Annotated in this window: 21 protein-coding genes; 15 read left to right on the plus strand and 6 right to left on the minus strand. The window is 71.1% G+C overall.

The window, feature by feature from the left end; translation table 11 throughout:
- The first annotated feature begins 16 nt into the window (after positions 1-16).
- The 3 genes from pruA to ACFY0D_RS09480 all read left to right on the plus strand — a co-directional run bounded on the left by pruA (position 17) and on the right by ACFY0D_RS09480 (position 2,967).
- A complete protein-coding gene (gene pruA, locus ACFY0D_RS09470; RefSeq protein ID WP_390797736.1) occupies positions 17-1,648 on the plus strand; it encodes an L-glutamate gamma-semialdehyde dehydrogenase in 1,632 nt (543 codons plus the stop codon).
- A 252-nt stretch (positions 1,649-1,900) separates the two neighbouring features.
- Positions 1,901-2,758 (plus strand): hypothetical protein, encoded by an 858-nt coding sequence (locus ACFY0D_RS09475; RefSeq protein ID WP_390797737.1) that lies wholly within the window; start codon positions 1,901-1,903, stop codon positions 2,756-2,758.
- Entirely contained in the window at positions 2,752-2,967 is a 216-nt protein-coding gene (locus tag ACFY0D_RS09480; protein ID WP_390797738.1) for a hypothetical protein, read from the plus strand. The genes ACFY0D_RS09475 and ACFY0D_RS09480 overlap by 7 nt, the downstream gene beginning before the upstream one ends.
- Here ACFY0D_RS09480 and ACFY0D_RS09485 read toward each other — a convergent pair.
- On the minus strand, positions 2,951-3,688 hold the full coding sequence (locus tag ACFY0D_RS09485; protein WP_390797739.1) for a nitroreductase family protein: 738 nt from the start codon (positions 3,686-3,688) through the stop codon (positions 2,951-2,953). The genes ACFY0D_RS09480 and ACFY0D_RS09485 overlap by 17 nt on opposite strands.
- 478 nt (positions 3,689-4,166) lie before the next feature.
- Between ACFY0D_RS09485 and ACFY0D_RS09490 the strand changes: the two genes are divergently transcribed.
- Positions 4,167-4,706 carry a GNAT family N-acetyltransferase gene (locus ACFY0D_RS09490; protein WP_390797740.1) on the plus strand — a complete coding sequence of 180 codons (540 nt, stop codon included), beginning with the start codon at positions 4,167-4,169 and terminating at the stop codon, positions 4,704-4,706.
- Positions 4,707-4,790: 84 nt separating this feature from the next.
- On the opposite strand, the gene ACFY0D_RS09495 is transcribed toward ACFY0D_RS09490, so the two are convergent.
- Together ACFY0D_RS09495 and ACFY0D_RS09500 are read right to left on the minus strand one after the other, a co-directional pair.
- Positions 4,791-6,821, minus strand: a complete 2,031-nt coding sequence (locus ACFY0D_RS09495) for a phosphocholine-specific phospholipase C (protein WP_390797741.1) — start codon at positions 6,819-6,821, stop codon at positions 4,791-4,793.
- Between the two features lie 119 nt (positions 6,822-6,940).
- A complete protein-coding gene (locus ACFY0D_RS09500) occupies positions 6,941-7,954 on the minus strand; it encodes an NADP-dependent oxidoreductase (protein ID WP_390797742.1) in 1,014 nt (337 codons plus the stop codon).
- Positions 7,955-8,055: 101 nt separating this feature from the next.
- Here ACFY0D_RS09500 and ACFY0D_RS09505 point away from each other — a divergent pair, with 101 nt between their 5' ends.
- From ACFY0D_RS09505 to ACFY0D_RS09520, 4 genes are all read left to right on the plus strand, one after another.
- Entirely contained in the window at positions 8,056-8,925 is an 870-nt protein-coding gene (locus ACFY0D_RS09505; RefSeq protein ID WP_390797743.1) for a LysR family transcriptional regulator, read from the plus strand.
- 260 nt (positions 8,926-9,185) lie between these two features.
- Complete coding sequence (locus tag ACFY0D_RS09510) at positions 9,186-9,314, plus strand: hypothetical protein (protein WP_266379422.1); 129 nt, start codon at positions 9,186-9,188, stop codon at positions 9,312-9,314.
- A gap of 90 nt (positions 9,315-9,404) precedes the next feature.
- On the plus strand, positions 9,405-10,445 hold the full coding sequence (locus ACFY0D_RS09515) for a 3-isopropylmalate dehydrogenase (protein WP_390797744.1): 1,041 nt from the start codon (positions 9,405-9,407) through the stop codon (positions 10,443-10,445).
- Between the two features lie 223 nt (positions 10,446-10,668).
- Positions 10,669-11,754 (plus strand): branched-chain amino acid aminotransferase, encoded by a 1,086-nt coding sequence (locus ACFY0D_RS09520; protein ID WP_109781535.1) that lies wholly within the window; start codon positions 10,669-10,671, stop codon positions 11,752-11,754.
- 156 nt (positions 11,755-11,910) lie between these two features.
- Here the strand turns inward: ACFY0D_RS09520 and ACFY0D_RS09525 are convergent, their stop codons facing one another.
- Both ACFY0D_RS09525 and ACFY0D_RS09530 read right to left on the minus strand, forming a co-directional pair.
- Entirely contained in the window at positions 11,911-12,681 is a 771-nt protein-coding gene (locus ACFY0D_RS09525) for a cytochrome c biogenesis CcdA family protein (RefSeq protein ID WP_390797773.1), read from the minus strand.
- 287 nt (positions 12,682-12,968) lie between these two features.
- Positions 12,969-14,396 (minus strand): cytosine permease, encoded by a 1,428-nt coding sequence (locus ACFY0D_RS09530; RefSeq protein ID WP_390797745.1) that lies wholly within the window; start codon positions 14,394-14,396, stop codon positions 12,969-12,971.
- A gap of 156 nt (positions 14,397-14,552) precedes the next feature.
- On the opposite strand from ACFY0D_RS09530, the gene ureA reads away from it, so the two are divergent.
- The 6 genes from ureA to ACFY0D_RS09560 all read left to right on the plus strand — a co-directional run bounded on the left by ureA (position 14,553) and on the right by ACFY0D_RS09560 (position 22,250).
- Positions 14,553-15,263 carry an urease subunit gamma gene (ureA, locus tag ACFY0D_RS09535; RefSeq protein ID WP_390797746.1) on the plus strand — a complete coding sequence of 237 codons (711 nt, stop codon included), beginning with the start codon at positions 14,553-14,555 and terminating at the stop codon, positions 15,261-15,263.
- A gap of 47 nt (positions 15,264-15,310) precedes the next feature.
- Positions 15,311-16,993: an urease subunit alpha gene (locus ACFY0D_RS09540; protein WP_390797774.1), complete on the plus strand. Its 1,683-nt coding sequence runs from the start codon at positions 15,311-15,313 to the stop codon at positions 16,991-16,993.
- 30 nt (positions 16,994-17,023) lie between these two features.
- Complete coding sequence (locus ACFY0D_RS09545; protein WP_390797747.1) at positions 17,024-18,073, plus strand: agmatine/peptidylarginine deiminase; 1,050 nt, start codon at positions 17,024-17,026, stop codon at positions 18,071-18,073.
- A gap of 40 nt (positions 18,074-18,113) precedes the next feature.
- The gene (locus tag ACFY0D_RS09550) at positions 18,114-18,743 is read left to right on the plus strand and encodes a TetR/AcrR family transcriptional regulator (RefSeq protein WP_390797748.1); all 630 of its coding nucleotides are present in this window, start codon (positions 18,114-18,116) and stop codon (positions 18,741-18,743) included.
- A gap of 384 nt (positions 18,744-19,127) precedes the next feature.
- On the plus strand, positions 19,128-20,756 hold the full coding sequence (cimA, locus tag ACFY0D_RS09555; RefSeq protein ID WP_390797749.1) for a citramalate synthase: 1,629 nt from the start codon (positions 19,128-19,130) through the stop codon (positions 20,754-20,756).
- A 135-nt stretch (positions 20,757-20,891) separates the two neighbouring features.
- Positions 20,892-22,250, plus strand: a complete 1,359-nt coding sequence (locus ACFY0D_RS09560; RefSeq protein WP_390797750.1) for a hypothetical protein — start codon at positions 20,892-20,894, stop codon at positions 22,248-22,250.
- Between the two features lie 200 nt (positions 22,251-22,450).
- Here the strand turns inward: ACFY0D_RS09560 and ACFY0D_RS09565 are convergent, their stop codons facing one another.
- Positions 22,451-23,071, minus strand: coding sequence for a YceI family protein (locus tag ACFY0D_RS09565; RefSeq protein ID WP_390797751.1), 621 nt, complete (start codon positions 23,069-23,071; stop codon positions 22,451-22,453).
- A gap of 272 nt (positions 23,072-23,343) precedes the next feature.
- Between ACFY0D_RS09565 and ACFY0D_RS09570 the strand changes: the two genes are divergently transcribed.
- The coding region (locus ACFY0D_RS09570; RefSeq protein ID WP_390797752.1) for a carboxyl transferase domain-containing protein at positions 23,344-23,963 on the plus strand (620 nt) is incomplete at its 3' end.

Raw genomic sequence — 23,963 nt, forward strand, 5'->3', positions numbered from 1 at the left:
AGGAGTTACCAGCCCCATGGATGCTGTGACCCAGGTCCCCGCGCCGGTCAACGAGCCGGTCCACTCGTACGCCCCGGGCACCCCGGAGCGCACGCGGCTCGAAGCGCAGCTCAAGCAGCTGTCCGAGAACCCGATCGACCTTCCGATGACGATCAACGGCGTCAAGCGGATGGGCGGCGGCGAGCGCTTCGACGTGGTCCAGCCGCACGACCACAAGTCGGTGCTCGGCACCTACGCCAACGCCACCGAGGCCGACGCGCAGGAGGCCGTCGACGCCGCCCTCGCCGCCGCCCCGGCCTGGCGCTCGATGTCCTTCGACGACCGCGCCGCGATCATCCTGCGCGCCGCCGAGCTGCTGTCCGGCCCGTGGCGCGAGAAGCTCGCCGCCTCCACCATGCTGGGCCAGTCGAAGACCGCGCAGCAGGCCGAGATCGACACCCCGTGCGAGCTCGTCGACTTCTGGCGCTTCAACGTCCACTTCGCCCGCCAGATCCTGGCCGAGCAGCCGGTCGCGAACTCCGCCGGCGTGTGGAACCGCAGCGACCACCGCCCGCTCGAAGGCTTCGTCTACGCGATCACGCCGTTCAACTTCACGGCCATCGCGGGCAACCTGCCGACCGCCCCCGCCCTCATGGGCAACGTGGTCCTGTGGAAGCCGTCCCCGACGCAGACCCACTCCGCGATCCTCCTCATGGAGATCCTGGAGGAGGCCGGCCTGCCCAAGGGCGTCATCAACCTGGTGACCGGCGACGGCATCGCGGTGTCGGAGGTGGCCCTGAACCACCCCGAGCTGGCCGGCATCCACTTCACCGGCTCGACCAAGACCTTCCAGTACCTGTGGAAGACGGTCGGCAACAACATCGAGAAGTACAAGTCCTACCCGCGCCTGGTCGGCGAGACCGGTGGCAAGGACTTCGTCGTCGCGCACCCGTCCGCGGACCGCGCCGTCCTGAAGACCGCCCTGACCCGCGGTTCCTTCGAGTTCCAGGGCCAGAAGTGCTCGGCGTCCTCGCGCGCCTACGTCCCGGCCTCGATCTGGAACGACGGCTTCAAGGAGGCCTTCGCGGCCGAGGTCGACGGCATCACCATGGGTGACGTCCGCGACCTGACCAACTTCATCGGCGCCGTCATCGACGAGCGTTCCTTCGCGAAGAACAAGGCCGCGATCGACCGCGCCATCGCCGACCCGACCTGCGAGATCGTCGCCGGCGGCACCTACGACGACTCGGAGGGCTACTTCGTCCGCCCGACCGTCATCGCGTGCACCGACCCGGAGAACGAGGTCTTCACGACCGAGTACTTCGGCCCGATCCTGGCGATCCACGTCTACGAGGACGCCGACTTCGACGCGATGCTGGCGCAGATGGAGTCCGTCTCGGCGTACGCCCTGACCGGCTCGATCATCGCCGGTGACCGCTACGCGGCCGCGGACGCGATGGAGAAGCTCCGCTTCGCGGCGGGCAACTTCTACATCAACGACAAGTCCACCGGCGCCGTCGTCGGCCAGCAGCCCTTCGGCGGTGGCCGCGCCTCGGGTACGAACGACAAGGCGGGCGCGGCGAGCAACCTGCAGCGCTGGACCTCGACCCGCTCCATCAAGGAGACGCTGGTCGCGCCGACCGACTACGCGTACCCGCACATGGGCTGACTTCCGCCCTGCTGAACCCCGCCCCCGCTCCGGCACCCCCAAGTCCGGAGCGGGGGCGGTATCCATTTCCCCCTCCGGCAACTCCTGCTAGCCTGAATGCAGTTGTCGTGTACGGCGACACGCTCCAGCACCCGGGCCCGGCTTCCCGGGGGAGCGCAGGGCTCTGACGAGTTCCCGTACGGGGCGGGGTCACATCACTGGGAGATACGCACACCTCAACGCTGCCGAGCCGGGGCGCAGCCGGGGAGACGTATGTCCAACCGCACCGACAACCGCCACCGCGTCGCCACGATCTGCCGCGAAGCGACGGGACTCCCGCACCACACCTGCATGCAGTGGGCCGCCGACGGCCTGATCAGCCGCACCCTGCCGGTGCCCGACGCCGAAGGGGCGGACCAGCGGGCCCTTGAGGCCGAACTGCTGGTGAACCTCGCCAACGGGCTGCGCCACGAGCAGCTCGGCGGGGCCGTCCTCGGACTGGTCCGCGTCGTACCGCGCCCCGAGGGCGCGGAATTCTGGGTGCATCCGGCGATGGGCAGCAGAGTGCTGTCCGTGCTGCTGCCCCGCATCGACTCGTACCGGACGGGGCACGGGCTGCCGGGGCTGCGGCCGGTACGGGAGGGCAGCCGGGTGCGGCTGCGCAGTCTGCTCCGCAACGCCTCCGTCGTGCTCGTCCACCCCGACCCGGACTGGGCCGACTACCTCGACGCGCCGGCCTGCGAGGAGCACATCTGGTGGCACCACCGCGACCGCATGCATCCGGACGAGGCCACCTGGCACGCGGGGCCGAGGGAGCCGGACCCCAACCGGGACCTGCTGCTCAGCCGGCTGATCCGGCGGACCGCGCTGGTCAACGCGACGGGCTCGGCACACGGCTGGGCGAACACCTACAGCCGCGGTGACCGGGAGGTGTTCATCGAGTGGTGCTGCTCCGTCGAAGTGGACGACCTGGCCCGGCGGCTGCGCCGCAGCGGGCTCACCGCCGGCCAGGACGGCCGGGCTCCGAGCGGCGGCCGGCGCCTGACCTTCGGCGACGCGGCGGTCATCGTGCGGAAGGGGCCCTGCGGGCTGGTCCCGCCGATGCTCAGCGTGAGGGCAGGCGCATGCTGACCGCGGCGCTGGTCACCGCGGCCGTGCTCGGGGTCGCCAAGGTGGTGCGGGACTGGCTGATCCTGCGGCAGGTACGGGCCGCCATGGACGCCGGAACGTCCGAGGACCGGGTGCGGATCGGGATGCGGCTCGCGGAAGCGCTGGGCGGCGGGCAGTCCGGGCCCGCCCCGGAGCCGCCCGCCGGGGAGGCCGTCACACCTCCACGATGACCTGGTCCAGGGACTTGCGCAGGAGGTCCGGGACCTCGCAGTCGTCCGCCGGGTAGCCCACCGGGATGACGGCGAAGGCCTTCTCGTTCTCGGGGCGGTGCAGGACGTGGCTGAGGAAGCGCATGGGGCTGGGGGTGTGGATCAGCGCCGCCAGGCCGGACAGGTGGAGGGCGGACAGGAGCATGCCGACCGCGATGCCGACCGACTCGTCGACGTAGTAGTGCTTGCGCTTGGTGCCGTCCGGGCCGAGCCAGTAACGCTGCTGGAAGACCACGATCAGCGCCGGGGCGTCCGTGAGGTGGGTCTTCACGGCGTCCGTGCCGATGGGACGCAGGGCGGCGAGCCATTCGTCGCCCAGCCGGCCGTCGTAGGACAGCTGCTCCTCCTGCTCGGCGGCCGCGCGGATCTGCTGCCGTACGGCCGGATTCCTGACCAGGACGAAGGTCCACGGCTGCTGGTGCGCCCCGGAGGGGGCGGTCGCGGCGCAGGCGATGGCGTCCCGCACCACCTGCTCGGGCACCGGGTCGGGGGAGAAGTGGCGTACGGTCCGCCGCTCGTCCATCCGGGCCCGCAACTCGGCGGCACGCGCGAGGGATTCCGGCTGCGGCATCCGCTCGGGGCGGTAGGCGGCCGGGCGGTACGGATCACCATGGGTGGGCGTCCACTGCCTGGTCTCAGGAGCGGCCCCGGAAGCGGTCTCAGGTGTGGTCTCAGGCGACATGGAGGAGATCTTCACGCCGCCGCGCGGCCCGCCGCCAGGGCCGTACGCGGCCCTGGCGCCCGGTATGCAGGGAATCGAGCGATTTCGGAGACGGTGATCACCGGTCGATTCCTCCTGCGGAACGCCCTCCTCCACCGAGGTGACCTGGGGCCCGGTGGACCCGGCGGCGACGGCGCGCAGCGCCGAGGCCCCCGCTCCGGCGGCCGTCCGCGAGCGCCGGGCGCGGGTGGACCACCCCGCCCCCGCCCACCGTGCGTACCTTCGGCGGACTGGGCGGCGCCGGCGCGGCCGAGGTGGACCACTGGGCCCACCCGGCCCCGCAGGCCCGGTGCGTGCCCGCCCGGGCGCGGCCACGGGCGACACGGACGGCCCGGGCCCGGCAGCACTCCGGGTTTCGGACCCCTCGGCTGTTTCCGGCCTTTCGCGGCCGGCCCCGGGTCGCCCCCGGGCCGCCGCTGCGCGTTGATACGGTCGCCCGATGGAGAACCTCGTACGGCACACGGCGGAGCTGACCGGTACGGAGCTCCGCGAGATCCGGGCCCTGCTCGACGGGGCCTTCGACGGTGACTTCGCCGACGAGGACTTCGAGCACGCCCTCGGCGGGATGCACGCGCTGGTCCGGAACGCGGGCGGGGACCTCGTCGCGCACGGCAGCGTGGTCATGCGGCGGGTTGTACACCGGGGGCGGGCCCTGCGCACCGGGTACGTCGAGGCCGTGGCCGTACGGGCCGACGCGCGACGCCGCGGCCTCGGCGGGCAGGTCATGGCCCGGCTGGAGGAGGTCGTGGCGGGGGCCTACGTGCTGGGCGCGTTGTCGGCGTCGGAGGAAGGGGCCGGGCTCTACCTCGGCCGCGGCTGGGCGGTGTGGCCGGGCGAGGTGGGGGCCCTCTCGCCGTACGGGCCGGTCAGGCTCCCCGAGGAGGAGGGGTCCACGTACGTGTGGGCGCCGCCCGGCGGGATCCGGCTGGACCCGGCCGGGCGGCTCGACTTCGACTGGCGGGACGGGGACGTTCTCTAGTGCTGTGACCCGGTGAACCTTGCCGGTCACAGCACCAGGGGGTGTCCCGCCGGTGAGGCCGGGCTCCCGGGCGCGCCCGGGGCGCTACGAGCCCGAGATGCTGGGCGCGCCCGTTTCGATGTGGCCCGTGTAGCGGCGCGACCAGGTGCCGTCGGAGTCGGCCAGGATCGTGAAGTCGTACCAGCCCTTGCTGTAGGCGACGGCGTTGAAGAAGTCCTCGCGCGAGGAGTTCGCCGGGACCGTGTAGGTCCACGGGCCGTCCGTGCGGTAGGCGTTCGCGCGGATCGTGAAGGTGACGGGGGAGCCGGAGGAGTTCTTCATCTTGAAGTAGACCGCCTGCTTGCCGGTGCCCGGCTCGACCGCGAAGCGGGCCGCCACCTCGATGTCCTTGCCCGGCTTCGACGCGTCGCCGATGAAGCGGCGCAGGAAGCGGTTCGGCCCGTGCATCGAGATGTCGTACTTGCCCGAGCCGTGGCCGAGGCCGATGTGGAAGTAGTCGCTGCCGGTGCCGCCCGGGTCGACGGTGTACTGCCAGGCCGTCGTGTCCCGGTGCTGGTGCGGGTGGATCGAGAAGTGCGCCGCCCGCTTCGCCTCGGCACCCTGGTTGGCCATCGAGAACCAGGCCGTGATCTGGCCGGCCGGCCCGAACTCGAAGCGGTCCAGGTTGCCGTTCGCCTGGTACGGGAGGGCCCGCGCCGGGCGGGTGCCGGGCTCCTGCGCCGGGAGGGCGTTGTCCTGCGGCGCCGGGTTGGGGAGCGGGGCGCAGGTCGCCTGGCCGATCACCTTGGCGGTGGAGGGGAGGCCCGCGGGGACCCCGTAGACCGGGCGCGCGAAGTCGAAGACGCCGGTCAGGTCGCCGACCGCCTTGCGGCGCCAGGCGCTGATGTTCGGGCAGGTGGCGGGGGTGCCGAGGGCGGCCGTCCACTTCTCCATGAACCGCAGCACCGAGGTGTGGTCGAAGACCTCCGAGCTCACCCAGCCGCCGCGGGTCCAGGGGGACATCACGATCATCGGGACGCGGAAGCCGAGGCCGATCGGGAGGCCGTCGAGGTACTCGCCGGGGGTGCCGGGCGGGGCGACCGGCGGCGGGACGTGGTCGAAGAATCCGTCGTTCTCGTCGTAGTTGAGGAACAGGACGGTGGAGTCGAAGACCTCGGGGTTCGCGGCGAGGGCGCGGTAGACCAGGTCCACGAAGTGGGCGCCGTCGCCGGGCGGGGCGTAGGGGTGCTCCGAGAAGGCTTCGTTCGCGACGACCCAGGACACCTGGGGGAGGGTGCCCGCGACGACGTCGGCGCGTATCGCGGCCGCGATGTCGTCCGGGGTGGAGCCGGTGACCTTGGGGACCGAGCCCATGCCCCGGTCCCACAGCGGACTTCCGGGGGCCGCGTCGGTGAAGTTCTTGAAGTAGGCGAGACCGTTGTCGCCGTAGTTGTCCTGGGCGTTCTGGTAGACCTTCCAGCTCATGCCGGCCCGCTGGAGGGCCTCCGCGTACGTCTCCCAGGTCAGCCCGGACTCGTCGCCTCCGTCCTTGCTGGTGGCATCGATCTTGCCGCTCCACAGGAAGGTGCGGTTCGGGCCGGTCGCGCTGAGGGCGGAGCAGAAGTACGCGTCGCAGATCGTGTAGCTGTCGGCGAGGCCGTAGTGGAAGGGGATGTCCCCGCGGTCCAGGTGGCCGAGGGTGCGGACATTGCCGACGCCGGTGACCCAGTTGTCCATCCGGCCCTTGTTCCAGGCGGCGTGCTGCGAGGTCCAGCTGTGCGGGAGGTCGCCGGTGCACTGGGCCAGGGTCTCACTGTCCGCGCCGCCCGCCGGCGGGGTGGCGGACAGCTTCCACGGGTACTGGCGGCCGCCCCAGTTGGGCTGGTTGAACATGCCCCAGCCGCCCGGGATGTTGCCGGCGGCGCGGTCGCCGAACCCGCGGACGCCCTTCAGCCTGCCGAAGTAGTGGTCGAAGCTGCGGTTCTCCTGCATGAGGATCACCACGTGCTTCACATCGGTGATGGTGCCGGTCGCGGCGGCCGCGGCCGCCGTCGTCGGGGTGACCGCGGGCAGGGTGGCGCCCGCCACGAGCCCGGCGCCGATTCCCACGAAACCTCTGCGGCTGATCGGTGTCACTGGCTTCTCGCCTCCAACTCAAGTGCCCCGGCGGCACATCGACGGCAAGAGTGGCGGCGCCCGGATCAAAGGTCTACATCCGTGCGGTAAGAAAACGGTGAACATAAGGGTGGCTGGAATCAGCCGTCGATCCTGACCAGCATCTTGCCCAGGTTGTCCCCGCGGAGTATGCCCAGGAAGGCCTCCACCGTCCGGTCAAAGCCCTGGACAACGGTGGTGTCGGTACCGATCCGGCCACTGCGCAGATGAGGGACGAGGAAGTCCTCCAACTCCTCCTGCAGATTGGTGTGATTGCGAACCAATACACCTTCCAGGCGAAGGGACTTGTGGACGACCTCGAAGAGGTTGCGGGGCGCGGCCGGCGAGCGGTCCCCGTTGTACATCGAGATCGCGCCCACCCAGGCGACCCGCCCGTACTCGCGCAGCGCGTCGATCGCCCCCTCCAGGTGGTCCCCGCCGACGTTGTCCACGTAGACGTCGATGCCGTCCGGGGCGGCCTGCGCGAGCTGTTCGCCGACCGGCCCGTCGTGGTAGTCGAAGGCCGCGTCGAAGCCGAGGACGCCGGTGAGGTGGCGGACCTTGGCCGCCGAGCCCGCGCTGCCGATGATCCGCCGGGCGCCCAGCAGCCGGGCGATGTGGCCGGTGGCCGTGCCGACCCCGCCCGCGGCGGCGGAGACGAAGAGGTCCTCGCCGCTCCGCAGGGCCGCCGTCCGGGTGAGGGCCGCGTACGCGGTCAGGCCGGTGCCGCCCAGGATGGAGAGGTAGGCCTCCAGCGGGACGCCGTCGTGGCCCCGCAGCTTGCGCGTCCCGTCCACGCCGAGGCTGACCAGGGCGTGGGTCCGCCAGCCCGCGCGGTGGAAGACCAGGTCGCCCTCGCGCAGCCCCGGGTCGCGGGAGGCCAGCACCCGGCCCACCGAGCGGCCCTCCAGCGGGGTGTTCAGCTCGAAGCCGCCCTCGCCGCCGTCCATCATCCCCCGGTGGTACGGGTCCACCGAGAGCAGGAGGTTCTCGACGAGCGCGGTGCCGGGCGCCGGCTCCGGGACCGGGAAGGCGGCGTAGGTGAAGTCCCCGGAGGTGGGGAAGCCGGTGGGGCGGGCGATCTGGTGGACGGCGTAAGCGGTGTTCGTGGTCATGGGCCCGACGCTAGGAAGGAATGGCCCGCCCGGGCAGGGGGTTGCGTTCATGGAACCCGCACATCCATGAATACCGCTCATAGAACGAGGTGAGAGCCCCCGTGACCGACCTGCTGCCCCAGGAGCTGAGGATCCTGGTCGCCGTCTCCGACAGCGGCGGCTTCTCCGCCGCCGCGGCCGCGCTCGGCCTCACCCAGTCGGCCGTCTCCCACTCGGTGCGCGGCAGCGAGGCCAAGGTCGGCGCGGTGCTCTTCGAGCGCGGCCGCGCCGGGGCCACCCCCACCCCGGCGGGGGAGCGGGCCGTCGGCCTCGCCCGCCGGATCCTGCGGATGTACGAGGTCTTCGGCGCGGAGGTCCGCGGCGCGGGCAGCGGCGCGGTGGAGGGGGTGCTGCGGATCGCCGCGTTCCGCAGTGCGGCCCTGCACCTGCTGCCGCCCGCGCTGGAGCGGCTGACGGCCCGGCACCCGGGCATCCGCCCCGAGGTCCGCGTGGTGCGCGAGATCGGCGCCGGCGCGGCCGGGGAAGTGGCGGCGGGCCGCGCCGACCTGGGCATCGCCACGCTGGGCGGCTCACCGGACGTGAGCCCCGGCCTGCTGACCGGGGTGCTGGCGCAGGAGGCGTACCGGCTGGTCCACCCGGCCGGGCACCCGGACCCGAAGGGCCTGCCGCTGATGGACTGGGACGAGAACTGCGGTTCCTACACCCGCTCCTGGTGGCGGGCCCAGGACTGGATCCCGAGGGCCACGGTCAAGGCGGAGGACGACGCGATGGTGCTGACCATGGTCGGCCGCGGGCTCGGTATGGCGATCATGCCCGAGCTGTCCCTGAGGGAGGCGACCGAGGCGGTGGACATCACCGATCTGGGCCCCGGGGGGCCGGTGAGGCAGGTGGGATACGTCACTACGGCGGAATCGGCCTCAACTCTGGCCGTACGTGCTCTGATCAGGGAACTTCGTTCCGAGAAGAGCTGAAACGGACGCTCCGGACGGGGCTTTCCGGGGGACTGGGCGTCTCAGATAGTAGGAAGCCCGAGTAATTGCCGAGACATACAACGGGACCTGGCCTAGCTTTGTAGAAGCCGAACGTCTCGCCGATCAGGCGAATGGCGGTCGAGAGCGCGCGCCCCTGGCAGGCAACCCCTGCGGCGCACCGCTCCCCGCCTCTTCCGGCGCCTTGAAGGAACCCCTCATCCGTGGCCCTGCCACGCCGTGATCTCAAGGAGTCGATCACCATGACCGCTTCCACCGCCACCCGCCGCGTCCGCCACACCTCCGCCTCGGCCGACGACCGCAAGAACGCCGCCGCCGCTCTCCAGCGCGCCCTCGACCGCCGTGACAACGGCGGGTCGACCGGCCACTGACCTGCGAAGCCCGAGACGTTCTGCGTTCACATGCGTCCACATGGTGGACGCAGAATGTCTGAGGGCTGGGACACGGAGTACGGTTCCGTCATGTCGACCAGCATCAATCTCGCAGTGATCCCCGGTGATGGCATCGGCCAGGAAGTCGTGGCTCAGGGACTCAAGGTCCTTACCGCGGTCCTGCCCCAGGATGTGAAGCTGGAGACCCGGCAATACGATCTCGGCGCCCAGCGCTGGCACCGCACCGGTGAGACCCTCCCGGAAGCGGAGCTCGAAGCCCTCAAGCACCACGACGCGATCCTGCTCGGTGCCATCGGCGACCCCTCGGTCCCGTCCGGCGTGCTGGAGCGCGGTCTGCTGCTGAAGCTCCGCTTCGCCTTCGACCACTTCATCAACCTGCGCCCGTCGAAGCTGTTCCCGAACACGGCCACCCCGCTCGCCGGCCGCCCGGAGATCGACTTCGTCGTGGTCCGCGAGGGCACCGAGGGTCCGTACACCGGCAACGGCGGCAGCCTGCGCACCGGCACCCCTGCCGAGGTGGCCACCGAGGTCAGCATCAACACCGCGTACGGCGTCGAGCGCGTCGTCCGCGACGCGTACGAGCGGGCGAACGCCCGCCCCCGCAAGAAGCTGACGCTGGTCCACAAGAACAACGTCCTCGTGTACGCGGGCCACATGTGGAAGAACATCTTCGACAAGGTCGGCCGGGAGTACCCCGAGGTCACCACCGACTACCTGCACGTCGACGCCGCGACGATCTTCTTCGTCACCCAGCCCGAGCGCTTCGACGTCATCGTCACGGACAACCTCTTCGGTGACATCCTCACCGACCTGGCCGCCGCCGTGACCGGCGGGATCGGCCTCGCCGCCTCCGGGAACATCAACCCGACCGGCGCCTTCCCGTCCATGTTCGAGCCCGTCCACGGCTCGGCCCCGGACATCGCCGGCACCGGCAAGGCCGACCCGACCGCGACGATCCTCTCCGTCGCCCTCCTGCTGCGTCACCTGGGCTACGAGGCCCAGGCCGTCCGCATCGAGGACGCGGTCTCCGCCGACCTGGCGGAGCGCGACGGAACCTTCCGCTCCACCGACGCGATCGGCGACGCCCTCGCCGCCCGCGTAGCCGGCTGACCCGGCAGCTCCACCTCAGGAAGCCGCCGGGGCACAATGGGACCCGGCGGCTTCTCCTGCGCGGCCCCGGGTGCCACCATCTCCCCTGGGCCGCTCCCCGCTTCTCCGAAGCCTGCCCGCGCGCGATAATCGAACGCGAGGCCGCGGAATGCGGGGAAGCTCGGACGTCCTAGTACGCCGTGAGCGCGGTCCGCCATACACAACCGGTGAAGGACAAGCACTCATGACGACGCCCACGATCGAGCTCAAGCCCTCCTCGAACCCGCTGTCCGATGCGGAGCGCGAGGCGATCCTGGCCAGCCCCGGCTTCGGCCGCCACTTCACCGACCACATGGTGACGATCAAGTGGACCGAGGGTCGCGGCTGGCACGATGCCGAGCTGGTCCCGTACGCGCCGCTCGCGATCGACCCGGCGAACATGACGCTGCACTACGCGCAGACGATCTTCGAGGGCCTCAAGGCCTACCGCCAGCCCGACGGCACCGTGGCCACCTTCCGGCCCGAGGCCAACGCGGCGCGCTTCCAGTCCTCCGCGCGCCGTATGGCGATGCCGGAGCTGCCGACCGAGCTCTTCATCGAGGCCTGCGACGCGCTGATCAAGCAGGACCGCGCCTGGGTGCCGGACTCCGGCGAGGCCTCCCTCTACCTGCGGCCCTTCATGTTCGCCTCCGAGGTCGGCCTCGGCGTCCGCCCGGCGAACGAGTTCCTCTTCATCGTCATCGCCTCGCCCGCCGGCGCGTACTTCCCCGGTGGCGTCAAGCCCGTCTCCGTCTGGCTCTCCGAGGACTACGTCCGCGCGGTCAAGGGCGGTACCGGTGCGGCGAAGACCGGCGGCAACTACGCGGCCTCGCTGGTCGCGCAGGCCCAGGCGGCCTCGCACGGCTGCGACCAGGTGGTCTGGCTCGACGCCGTCGAGCACCGCTGGATCGAGGAGATGGGCGGGATGAACCTGTACTTCGTGTACGGCGACCGCATCGTCACCCCGGAGCTCACCGGCTCACTCCTTCCCGGCATCACCCGCGACTCCCTCCTCACCATCGCCCGCGACCTCGGCTACACCGCCGAGGAGGGCCGCCTGACCACCGAGGACTGGCAGCGCGACAACGAGAACGGCACCCTCACCGAGGTGTTCGCCTGCGGCACCGCCGCCGTCATCACCCCGGTCGGCTCGGTCAAGTCCGAGCGCGCCAACTGGACCCAGGGCGACGGCGAGCCGGGCCAGGTCACCATGCGCCTGCGCAAGGCGCTGCTGGAACTCCAGACCGGACACAGCGCCGACACCCACGGCTGGATGCACCCGCTGGGCTAGTCCCCCTGCCCCTCGGGTGGTCAGGAAACCGGAAAGCGCCTCCGACCGGCGAGAACGAGGACTGTCGAGATCCTCGCTCCCGCCCCGTCGGAGGCGCTTTCACATGAAGCGGCGCCCAGGGGCCGATCACGCACTCACGGGAGACGTCGCCCCCGCTCAGATCCCGACCGCGTTGGAGGCGGGCAGCCAGATCTGCAGCTGGTAGACGAAGTCGCTCCACAGCCCGGTGACGAGAAGCACTCCCACCAGGACGAGGAACCCTCCGCCGATCCTGAGCACCAGTGCGTAGTGCTGCTTGACCCACCCGAATGCCTTCATCGACCGGCGGAAGGCGACAGCCGCGAGGATGAAGGGAACGCCCAGGCCCAGGCAGAAGAAGGACACGAGGAGCGCGCCCCGGCCCGCGCTCTCCTGCCCCATGGACAGGCCCATCACGGCTCCAAGGGTCGGACCCATGCAAGGCGACCACCCGAGTCCGAACGTGAAGCCGAGAACCGGTGCGCCGAGCAGTCCGGCTCCGGGCTTCCGGTGGATCCGGAAGTCGCGCTGTGTGAAACCGGGGAGGAATCCCATGAAGGCGAGCCCGAACAGGATCGTAAGGCTTCCCAGAATGATGTCGAGCGTGTCCTTGTACGCGGAAAGAGTGTTGCCGAAGTATCCGAAGAAGGCGCCCTGGGTGACAAATGGAGCCGAGAATCCGAGCACGAAGAGGAGTGCGCCCAGAAGCATCCGGCCACGCTTTTCCTCACGTGCCTCGGGGCTCAGGCTGGAGGCGGAAAGGCCCGTGACGTAGCCGAGGTATCCCGGGACGAGTGGCAGCACGCAGGGCGAGAAGAACGAGATGACGCCGGCCAGGAGGGCCACCGGCACGGCGGCGACCAGGGTGCCGCTCGTCACCACCGACGTTGTCGATGCCAGGACCACCAGGGCCTCCTTGTTCGCGGCCCGGTCGAGGCACGTACGCAGACGGTAGGGATCCCCAGTGTGGCACGCAGCATCCGTGCGGCTGCGGTCAGGGTGAGGGTGCGCGGCCGAGTGGCCGGCCGTCGGTCAAAAGGGCCTGCCCCGCGGAAAAGGGGAAGGAATTGAAGATCGGCAGGCATTCGCCGGCAGGGATATGTTCTGGCGCAACACGGATACCGGGAAATACCTGACGTACGCAGGCCCGCGCCCGGAATGTTCCGGGGCGCGGGCCTGTGCGCGTACGGGGGACCTCAGGCGTTCGCCGGCTCCTCGGCGGCGGCGACCGCCGGGACCGGGCCGGGGGAGCGGCGGGCGGTGAGGACGGCGTACGCGAGGCCGCCCGTCAGGCCGGACAGGACGAAGGAGCAGTCCACGCCGCCGGTGAGGGCGAGCAGCGGGCCTTCGTAGAAGGGGGTGGTCACGGCGAGCAGGCCGATGCCCGCGCCGATCGCCCAGGAGGCCGTGGCCGCGACGTTCCAACCGGAGCGGTACCAGTAGATCCCGCCCACCGAGCGGCGGTTGAAGACCTGGAGCGCGTCGGCGTCGTAACGCCCGCGGCAGCGCACGTACCCGATGAGGGTGATCACGGCCCAAGGAGTGCCGATCGCGGTCAGCACCAGTACGAACGAGGTCATCGCGGACTGCACGTCCCACTCGAAGGAGCCGATGAAGACGAAGGCGGTGGAGACCGCCGCGGCGACCAGGGTGGCCGTGGTCCGGGTGGCCCTGGGCACGATGGCGTCGAGGTCGAGGCCCATCGAGTAGAGCATCAGCCCGGCGTTGCCGACCGAGCCGGCCGCGGCGGCGGCGAGCAGCGGGATCAGGTACCAGAAGGGCGAGGCCGCCACCAGCGGGCCGGCGTACTCGGCTCCGGCCCGGGCGGCGAGCGCCGTGAAGGTGCCGAACAGCTGCGGGATCAGGAGGCCGAAGAGCAGTCCGAACCCGGTGGCCCAGAGGACCTTGCGGGAGCTGTGCCGGTGCGGGGAGATGTAGCGGGTGTAGTCGCCGAGCAGGGTGATGAAGGCGACCGGGCCGCTGAGCCCGGCGGCGACGGCGGCGAGGATCCAGGTCGGCCAGAAGGAGCCGAGCAGGTATGCGGTGTCCGGCGGGGCGGCGGTGGTGAAGTCCCCGGAGTAGGCGAAGACGCCGACGGCCAGCAGCACCACCATGCCGATGGCCAGGATCTTGCTCATGCGCAGCAGCAGCCGGTAGCCGAAGACGGCCGCGACGACGGTACACGCGGCGAGTACGCCGTACATCATGCCGCGCGTGGCAGCGGTGTCCGGCAGCCCGGTGAGACGCGAGAGGACGCCCACCATCACGTCGCCGCCGATCCACAGGGTCAGCGCGGTGTAGCCGAGCGAGAGCAGCAGACCCACCACCGAGCCCACGAGCCGGCCGCGGACGCCGAACTGTGCGCCGCTGGAGGTCGAGAGGTTGGTCGCGGTGCGCAGGGAGACGAGCGCCAGCGGCGCGGTGAAGGCGATACCGACGAGCGTGCCGGTCACGATGGCGGTGACCGAGGGCCACAGGCCCAGTCCGAAGGACGGGGGCAGCCAGCCGAAGACGATCACACCGAGGCAGAGGTTGGAGCCGAGAAGGATCGAGATCAGGTCACGAGGACCGCTCGTCCGCTCGTCCTCGGGGATGGTGTCGACTCCGCGCTGTTCGATGGGCATGGGGGGACTCCCTTGGCAGGGCGGGGGGTGGTTGCGCATTGTTTGAGCGACACTCAATGTGACTCAAGGCCTGCCCTCAGGTCAATGATTCCCTCCTTCGAAATGAAGAGTTAGAGTGATGCTCTAACCCATCGACTCAAGAGGTGGTGGATCGGCGTGCGGCTGACCCCTACGGAGCGCGACCGGCTGCTGCTCCGCAGCGCTGCGGAGCTGGCCAGGGCCCGGCGGGCCCGTGGCCTGAAACTGAACGTCCCGGAGGCGACCGCGCTGATCGCGGACACGGTCTGCGAGGCGGCGCGCGACGGCAAGCGGCTCGCGGAGGCCATCGAGGAGGCCCGCAGCGTGCTGGGCCCGGGTGACGTCCTGCCGGGTGTCGCCGACGTGGTCACCGAGGTGCACGTGGAGGCCGTCTTCGACGACGGATCCCGCCTCGCGGTGGTCTCGTCCCCCATCCAGGGCGCGGTCCCGCTCGGCGACGACGCCCCGGGCGCGGTCGTTCCGGGACCCGGCGCCCCCCAGCCGGAGCCGGTCCTGCACCTGCACGTCCGCAACACCGCGGCCGTGCCGGTGAGCGTGACCTCGCACTTCCACTTCTTCGAGGCGAACCCGCGGCTCGACTTCGACCGGGCCGCGGCCTACGGGATGCGGCTGTGCGTGCCGGCGGGCTCGTCCGTACGGTTCGACCCCCACGGCGAGGGCGACGTCGGCCTCGTCCCCATCGGCGGGGACCGGATCGCGATCGGTTTCGCGGGCCTGGTCGACGGGCCCCTGGACGCGCCCGGAGCCAAGGACGAGGCCCTGCGCCGCGCGGCGGCCTGCGGCTACCTCGGCGTCACCGCCGAACACGAGGACGGAGACCGGGCGTGAGCAAGAAGATCCCGCACAGCGACCACTGCGCGCCGGGCAGCCGGCACATCGATCCGCACGAGTACGCGTCGGTGTTCGGCCCCCGCGCCGGGGACCGGGTGCGGCTCGGTGACTCCGGGCTGACGGTCCGGGTGGAATTCGACGCGCAGAAGCCGGGCGACGAGTTCCTGGCGGGTTTCGGCAAGACGGCCCGTGACGGTCTGCATCTGAAGGCCGCCGCCGTCCGGGAGACGTGCGACGTGGTGATCAGCAATGTGCTGGTCATCGATGCCGTTCTCGGTATCCGCAAGGTGTCGATCGGTATCCGCGAGGGCCGGATCCATTCGATCGGCCGGGCCGGCAACCCCGACACCCTCGACGGCGTCGACGTGGTCGTCGGCACCGGCACCTCGATCGTGTCGGGGGAGGGCCTGATCGCCACCGCCGGAGCGGTCGACACCCACGTCCACCTGCTCTCCCCGCGGATCATGGAAGCCTCGCTCGCCGCGGGTGTCACCACGGTCATCGGCCAGGAGTTCGGCCCCGTCTGGGGCGTCGGCGTCAACTCCCCGTGGGCGCTGAAGCACGCCTTCAACGCCTTCGACGCCTGGCCCGTCAACATCGGCTTCCTCGCCCGCGGCTCCTCCTCGGACGCCGCCCCGCTGGTCGAGGCGCTCGCCGAGGGTGGCGCGTCCGGCTTCAAGGTGCACGAGGACATGGGCGCGCACACCCGGGCCCTGGACACGGCGCTGCGGGTGGCCGAGGAGCATGACGTGCAGGTCGCCCTGCACAGTGACGGCCTGAACGAGTGTCTTTCCGTCGAGGACACCCTGCGGGTCCTGGACGGGCGGACCATCCACGCCTTCCACATCGAGGGCTGTGGCGGCGGACACGTCCCCAACGTCCTGAAGATGGCGGGCGTGCCGAACGTGATCGGCTCCTCCACCAATCCCACGCTGCCCTTCGGCCGGGACGCGGTGGCCGAGCACTACGGCATGATCGTCTCCGTCCACGACCTCAAGCCCGACCTGCCCGGCGACGCCGCCATGGCCCGCGACCGCATCCGGGCCGGGACGATGGGGGCCGAAGACGTCCTCCACGACCTCGGCGCGATCGGCATCACCTCCTCCGACGCCCAGGGCATGGGCCGGGCCGGCGAGACCATCCGCCGGACCTTCGCCATGGCCGCCAAGATGAAGGGCGAGCTCGGTCCGATGGACGGCGACGGCGAGGGCGACGACAACGCCCGCGTCCTGCGCTACATCGCCAAACTCACCATCAACCCGGCCATCGCCCACGGACTCGCCCACGAGATCGGCTCCATCGAAGTCGGCAAACTCGCCGACATCGTCCTGTGGCGCCCGCAGTTCTTCGGCGCCAAGCCCCAGCTCGTGCTGAAGTCCGGCTTCCCCGCCTACGGCGTCACCGGCGACCCGAACGCCGCCACCGACACCTGCGAACCGCTCGTCCTCGGACCGCAGTTCGGCTCGTACGGAGCCACGGCCGCCGACATCTCCGTCGCCTTCGTCTCCGCCGCGGCGGCGGCCCTCGGCAGCGACGAGATGCCGACCCGCAGGCGCCGCGTCGCCGTCCGCGGCACCCGGGGGATCGGACCCAAGGACCTCCTGCTCAACTCCCGGGTGGGCGCGGTCGATGTGGACGCGCGCAGCGGACTGGTCTCCCTCGACGGGGAGCCGCTGCGCTCCGAAGCCGCCGAATCGGTCTCCCTCAACCGCCTGTACTTCCTGTAAGTCAGCACAGCCCGTAAGGACCTGCCTGCCATGACCGCCAATCAGCCCGCCAAGCCGGTCGACGCCGGATTCCGGATGCCCGCCGAGTGGACGCCCCACGAGCGCACCTGGATGGCCTGGCCCAGCCCCAACCCGACCTTCACCAACGAGCAGGAGCTCGCCGAGGCCCGCGCCGCCTGGGGCGCCGTCGCCCGCGCGGTCCGCGCGTACGAGCCGGTGACCCTCGTGGTCTCGCCCGGCGACGCGGACAGCGCGCGTGCGATCGTCGGCGACGACGTACAGCTGGTCGAGCAGGAGCTCGACGACGCCTGGATGCGCGACATCGGCCCGACCTTCGTCACCAACGACGCCGGCGAGCTCGCCGCCGTCGACTGGACCTTCAACGGCTGGGGCGCCCAGGAGTGGGCCCGCTGGGACCACGACTCGAAGATCGCCCGGCACGTCTCGGACGTGGCCGGCACCCGCACGTACAGCACCGAGCTCGTCAACGAGGGCGGCGCCATCCACGTCGACGGCGAGGGCACCGTGCTCCTCACCGACACCGTCCAGCTGGGCGAGGGCCGCAACCCCGGCTGGACCCGCCAGCAGGTGGAGGCCGAGATCCACGCCCACCTCGGCACCACCAAGGCGATCTGGCTGCCGTACGGCCTGGCCGGCGACTACGGCACCTACGGCACCCAGGGCCACGTCGACATCGTCGCCGCCTTCGCCCGCCCCGGCGTCGTCATGGTCCACACCCAGCCCGACCCGGCCCACCCGGACCACGAGCGCTGCAAGACCATCGCGGCCATCCTGCGCGCGTCCACCGACGCCCGCGGCCGGCGGCTGGAGGTCGTGGAGGTCCCGGCGCCGACCGTGCTGGAGGAGGACGGGGAGTGGGTGGACTACTCGTACATCAACCACTACCTGTGCAACGGCGGTGTCGTGCTGTGCGCGTTCGACGACCCGCGCGACGAGGAGGCCGCCGGGATCTTCCGCGGACTGTTCCCCGAGCGGACCGTGACCCTCGTTGACGCACGTACGATTTTCGCCGGGGGTGGCGGTATCCACTGCATCACCCAGCAGCAGCCGAAGGTCTGATCCGCAGACGGCCGGCAGCCGACCGACAAGGAGTGGGTCCATGGTGGCGGGTGGAGTACCGGTACGCGCGGCGCGGAAGAACGCGCCGCCGCGCGAGGACGTACTCGTCGCCGCCATGGCCACGATCGCCGAGCGCGGCCTGGAAGGCCTGACCATGGCCGGACTGGGCCGCGAGGTCGGCATGAGCAGCGGCCACCTCCTCTACTACTTCCGCAGCAAGGACGAGCTCCTGCTGCAGACCCTGGAGTGGAGCGAGGCGGAACTGGGCGGCGAGCGGCGGGCCCTGCTCGCCCGCCGCGGTCCGGTGAGCGAGCGCCTGCAGGCGTACGTGGACCTGTACGTCCCCACCCGCGCCCGGGACCCGCACTGGACGCTGTGGCTGGAGGTCTGGAACCGTTCCCAGAACGCCGGCCCCCAGGAGCGCGACCGGCAGGCTGCCATCGAGGGTGCCTGGCACCGCGACCTGGTCGCGCTGCTCGCCGAGGGCATCTCGCGCGGGGAGTTCCGCCCGGTGGACGCCGAGCGCGTGGCGACCCGCGTCCGGGCCCTGCTCGACGGATTCAGCATCCAGCTGGCGGTGGGCCTGCCGACACTGGACCGCACGGCGATCCTCACCCACGTGAGGGAATTCCTGACGGAGACCCTCTCCCCGCTGCACGAGGCCGGCTGAGGCGTGGGGGCTCGGGGGCGGAGCGGGGCCCCCGCAACGGCGCGGCACTCGGCCACGGGCGGGTCCGATCAGGCACGCCGACCGCGGTGCCCGCATGCTGAGATGCCTGTCCATGCGCGGCGGGCGGTGTGGCACACTGCCAGCGTGCCTGCTCAGCTCATGATTATCGCCAGCAGCGCGCCGGTCCCCAGTGGCCGCTGAACCGTGGAAGAACTTCGCGGAAGCGGCCACCGTGCCTCGGACCCGCGCGCAGACCTCTCGCTACCCGCGAGAGGTTTTTTCGTTTCCCGGACCATCCCTGCCGGGACCGGACCGCGCGCGATGATGGGGGCAGTGGATGCCGGGCATATCCGGAACCACTCATCCGACAGGAGTCAGATCAGCATGACGACGACACCAGAGGCGGCAACTGTGCTGTCAGAAGGCCTGGACGACAGCTTCCACGTCTTCGACACCACCCTGCGTGACGGCGCCCAGCGCGAGGGCATCAACCTCACCGTCGCCGACAAGCTGACGATCGCCCGGCATCTGGACGACTTCGGAGTGGGCTTCATCGAGGGCGGCTGGCCCGGCGCCAACCCCCGTGACACCGAGTTCTTCTCCCGCGCCCGCGCGGAGATCGTCTTCAAGAACGCCCAGCTGGTCGCCTTCGGCGCGACCCGGCGCGCGGGCGGCTCGGCCGCCCAGGACCCTCAGGTGCGGGCCCTGCTGGAATCCGGCGCCCCGGTCATCACGCTCGTCGCCAAGTCCCACGACCGCCACGTCGAGCTCGCCCTGCGCACCACCCTCGACGAGAACCTGGAGATGGTCCGCGACACCGTCTCCCACCTGGTCGCCCAGGGCCGCCGCGTCTTCGTCGACTGTGAGCACTTCTTCGACGGCTACCGGGCCAACCCGGAGTACGCCAAGTCCGTCGTACGCGCCGCCCACGAGGCCGGCGCCGACGTGGTCATCCTCTGCGACACCAACGGCGGCATGCTGCCCGCCCAGGTGACCGCCACCGTCGCCACCGTCCTCGCCGACACCGGCGCCCGCCTGGGCATCCACGCCCAGGACGACACCGGCTGCGCCGTCGCCAACACCCTGGCCGCGGTGGACGCGGGCGCCACCCACGTCCAGTGCACGGCGAACGGGTACGGCGAGCGCGTCGGCAACGCCAACCTCTTCCCCGTCGTCGCCGCCCTGGAGATCAAGTACGGGCGCAAGGTGCTCCCCGACGGGGCGCTCGCCGAGATGACCCGGATCTCGCACGCCATCGCCGAGGTCGTGAACCTCACCCCCTCCACGCACCAGCCCTACGTCGGCGTCTCCGCCTTCGCGCACAAGGCGGGCCTGCACGCCTCGGCCATCAAGGTCGACCCGGACCTCTACCAGCACATCGACCCCGAGCGGGTCGGCAACACCATGCGGATGCTGGTCTCCGACATGGCCGGCCGCGCCTCCATCGAGCTCAAGGGCAAGGAGCTCGGCGTCGACCTCGGCGGGGACCGCGCGCTCATCTCCCGGGTCGTGGAGCGGGTCAAGGCACGGGAGCTCCAGGGCTACACCTACGAGGCGGCCGACGCCTCCTTCGAGCTGCTGCTGCGCGCCGAGGCCGAGGGGCGCGCCCGCAAGTACTTCCGTATCGAGTCGTGGCGGGCGATCGTCGAGGACCGCCCGGACGGCATCCACGCCAACGAGGCCACCGTCAAGCTGTGGGCCAAGGGCGAGCGGATCGTCGCCACGGCGGAGGGCAACGGCCCGGTCAACGCGCTGGACCGGGCGCTGCGGGTGGCGCTGGAGCGGTTCTACCCGCAGCTCGCCAAGTTCGAGCTCGTCGACTACAAGGTCCGCATCCTGGAGGGCACGCACGGCACGGAGTCCACGACCCGCGTGCTGATCGCCACGACGGACGGGGAGCGCGAGTGGTCCACGGTCGGCGTGGCCCCGAACGTGATCGCGGCGTCCTGGCAGGCCCTGGAGGACGCGTTCACCTACGGCCTGCTGCACGCGGGCGTCGAACCCGCCGAGTAGCCCGCCCGGCCCGCGTCGCCGGCCCGCGTCCGCCGGACCCCACCCCACCCCACCTCACCTCGCCGGGCCTCGGCCCGGCGAGGCCCTTATGTCCAGCTCACACGGGAAAGTACCGGTTCCGGTAGCGTCTTGGATATGAAGACCAGGCTGATGTCCATACGCTTCGGATCGCTGCTGGCCGGTCTGCTGCTGGGGCTGTCGGCGACCGCGCTCGTCGCCGCGCCGCAGGCGTCGGCGGCCACCGGGGTCGCGGCCGTGGGGGAGGCCCTCAAGGAGGGCCCGGTCTACGTCGCTCCCGGGGCCGAGGCGCAGCTGTCCACGGCCCAGGCGGACGCGCTCGCGAAGAAGATCAAGGACGCGGGGAAGCCGGTGTTCGTGGCCGTGCTGCCGGCCACCGCCGAGTTCCCGCCGGACAAGGTGCTCGGCGCGGTCCGTGCCGAGACCGGGATCACCGGGCTCTACGCGATCCGGCTCGGCGACGGCTTCGATGCCGGCGCCGACCGGGTGGTCATGCCGAACCAGGCCGTACGCAACCTGACCGAGGCCGTGAAGACCGGCGCACCGGTCAGCGCGAACACGCAGCTCAACAACTTCGTGGACCAGGCCCTGACCCAGGCCAAGGGCGGCGCCCCGGCCTCCTGGGGCACGACCGGAGCCGACCAGGGCGCCCCGGTCGGCGGACTGATCGCCCTCGGCGCGGTGGCCGTGGTGGGCGGCGGCGGTGCGTACGCGCTGGTCCGCCGCAACCGGAAGAAGAAGGAAGAGACCCGGCGCGAGGCCGTCGCCCGGCTGGCCGTGGTCGTCGACGAGGACATCACGGCCTTCGGCGAGGAGCTCGAACGGCTCGACTTCCACCCCGGCGAGCCCGGCGCGGACGACGCCATGCGCAAGGACTACGAGCAGGGGCTCGACTCGTACGAGAAGGCCAAGCAGATCATGGCCTCGGTGCAGCGCCCCGACGAGGTCAGGGGTGCCACCCAGGCACTGGAGGACGGCCGCTTCGCGCTGGCCACCCTCGATGCGCGCCGGCAGGGCAGGGCGCTTCCCGAGCGCCGTTCGCCCTGCTTCTTCGACCCGCGCCACGGGCCGAGCACCGAGGACGCCACCTGGGCTCCGGCCGGCGGGGCGGCCCGCAGCGTGCCGGTCTGCACGGCGGACGCCGTACGGCTGCGCGACGGCCTGGACCCGGCGGTCCGCACGGTCGAGACCGAGCACGGGCCGCGGCCGTACTACGACGCCGGCCCGGCGTACGGTCCCTGGGCCGGCGGGTACTTCGGCGGCGGCATCCTGCCCGGCCTGCTGGTGGGCACGATGCTCGGTTCGATGATGTCCAGCCCCGCCTACGCCTCGGACTTCGGCGGCGGCATGGGCAGCGGCTTCGAGGGCGGGGACGCCTCCGGGGCCGACTTCAACCCGTCCGACTTCGGCGGCGGGGACTTCGGCGGCGGAGGGTTCGACGGGGGCGGCGGCTTCGACGGCGGGGGCGGCTTCTAGGCCGTCTCTTTCGGATCTTGCCGGTTAAGCCCGCGTCGTCTGGTGCCGTGCCTCGCAAGGCGGAGGGGGCGCCCGAGTACTGGACGTACTTGCGTGCCCCGACAACGCGGCGAGGTGCGGTGCCAGGCGGTGCGGGTCAGGCAAGATCCGAAAGAGACGGCCTAGCCGCCCCCGGTTCCGGGCGTCCGGGAGTCCGCCCGTCAGGCCTGCTTGATGGCGGAGATGTCGAAGGTCAGCTTCACCTTGTCGCTGACCATCACACCGCCGGCCTCCAGGGCGGCGTTCCACGTCAGGCCCCAGTCGGAGCGCAGGATCTCGGTGGAGCCCTCGAAGCCGACGCGCTCGTTGCCGTAGGGGTCGGTGGCCGAGCCGTTGAACTCCAGGTCGATGGAGAGCGGGCGCGTGACGTCCTTGATGGTCAGCTCACCGGTGATGCGGTAGGTGTCCCCGCCGAGCTGACGCGCCTCGGTGGAGCGGAAGGTCATCAGCGGGAAGGTCTCGGCGTCGAAGAAGTCGCCGCTGCGCAGGTGACCGTCGCGGTCGGCGATGCCGGTGTCGACGGAGGCGATCTTCACGTCGATGGAGGCGGTGGAGCGGGCCGGGTCGGCGCCGTCCAGGTGCAGGGTTCCCTCGTGCTCGGCGAAGGCCCCGCGGACGTTGGTGACCATGGCGTGGCGGACGGTGAAGCCGATGCTGCTGTGCGCGGGGTCGATGACGTAGTCACCGGTGAGCGCGGCGAGCGCCGGGTCCACTTCCAGGGTCGCGACGGCGGCGCCGTCCTGGACGTTCACGTTCTGGCTGCGGCGGGTGAAGAGACCCATGACTTGCTCCTCGGTAGTGTCCTGCTCGGTCTGAAGAATCTGTTGAATCTTCAACGACTCCAACGGGAACGACGCTAGACCTATTCCGTTCAAATTTCAACATCTAGGCGGGGTGTCAGGTCATTTTGTGAAGGTCCCACAACGAGCGAGCGCCTCGTCTGGCGGAGTCCGTACATCCACTGGGCGTACTGTGCGGGCCGGACAGCGGAAGTCTTCCGAGACTGTGAGGAATGAACGGAGGTTTTTCATCGCGATCTTCGTAAGGTCGGTACATGACCGTTGTGGACCAGACCCCGAGCGAGCCGACGGACGCCCGAGGGCGCGTGGCCGAGCTGCACTCCCTGCGTGAGCAGGCCAGGCGCGGCCCCAGCGACCGTGCGACCGAGACCCAGCACGCGAAGGGCAAGCTGACCGCGCGTGAGCGCATCGCGCTGCTGCTGGACGAGGGTTCCTTCCGGGAGGTCGAGCAGCTGCGCCGGCACCGGGCGACCGGGTTCGGCCTGGAGAACAAGAAGCCCTACACGGACGGTGTGATCACCGGCTGGGGCACGGTCGAGGGCCGTACGGTCTTCGTCTACGCGCACGACTTCCGCATCTTCGGCGGCGCCCTCGGCGAGGCCCACGCGACGAAGATCCACAAGATCATGGACATGGCCATCGCGGCCGGTGCCCCGCTGGTCTCCCTCAACGACGGCGCCGGCGCCCGTATCCAGGAAGGCGTCTCGGCCCTGGCCGGCTACGGCGGCATCTTCCAGCGCAACACCAGGGCCTCGGGTGTCATCCCGCAGATCAGCGTGATGCTCGGCCCGTGCGCCGGCGGCGCCGCGTACTCCCCGGCCCTGACGGACTTCGTGTTCATGGTCCGCGAGACCTCGCAGATGTTCATCACCGG

Origin of the sequence: Streptomyces sp. NPDC001502 (genome assembly GCF_042894785.1) — a bacterium.
Classification (GTDB): domain Bacteria; phylum Actinomycetota; class Actinomycetes; order Streptomycetales; family Streptomycetaceae; genus Streptomyces; species Streptomyces kutzneri.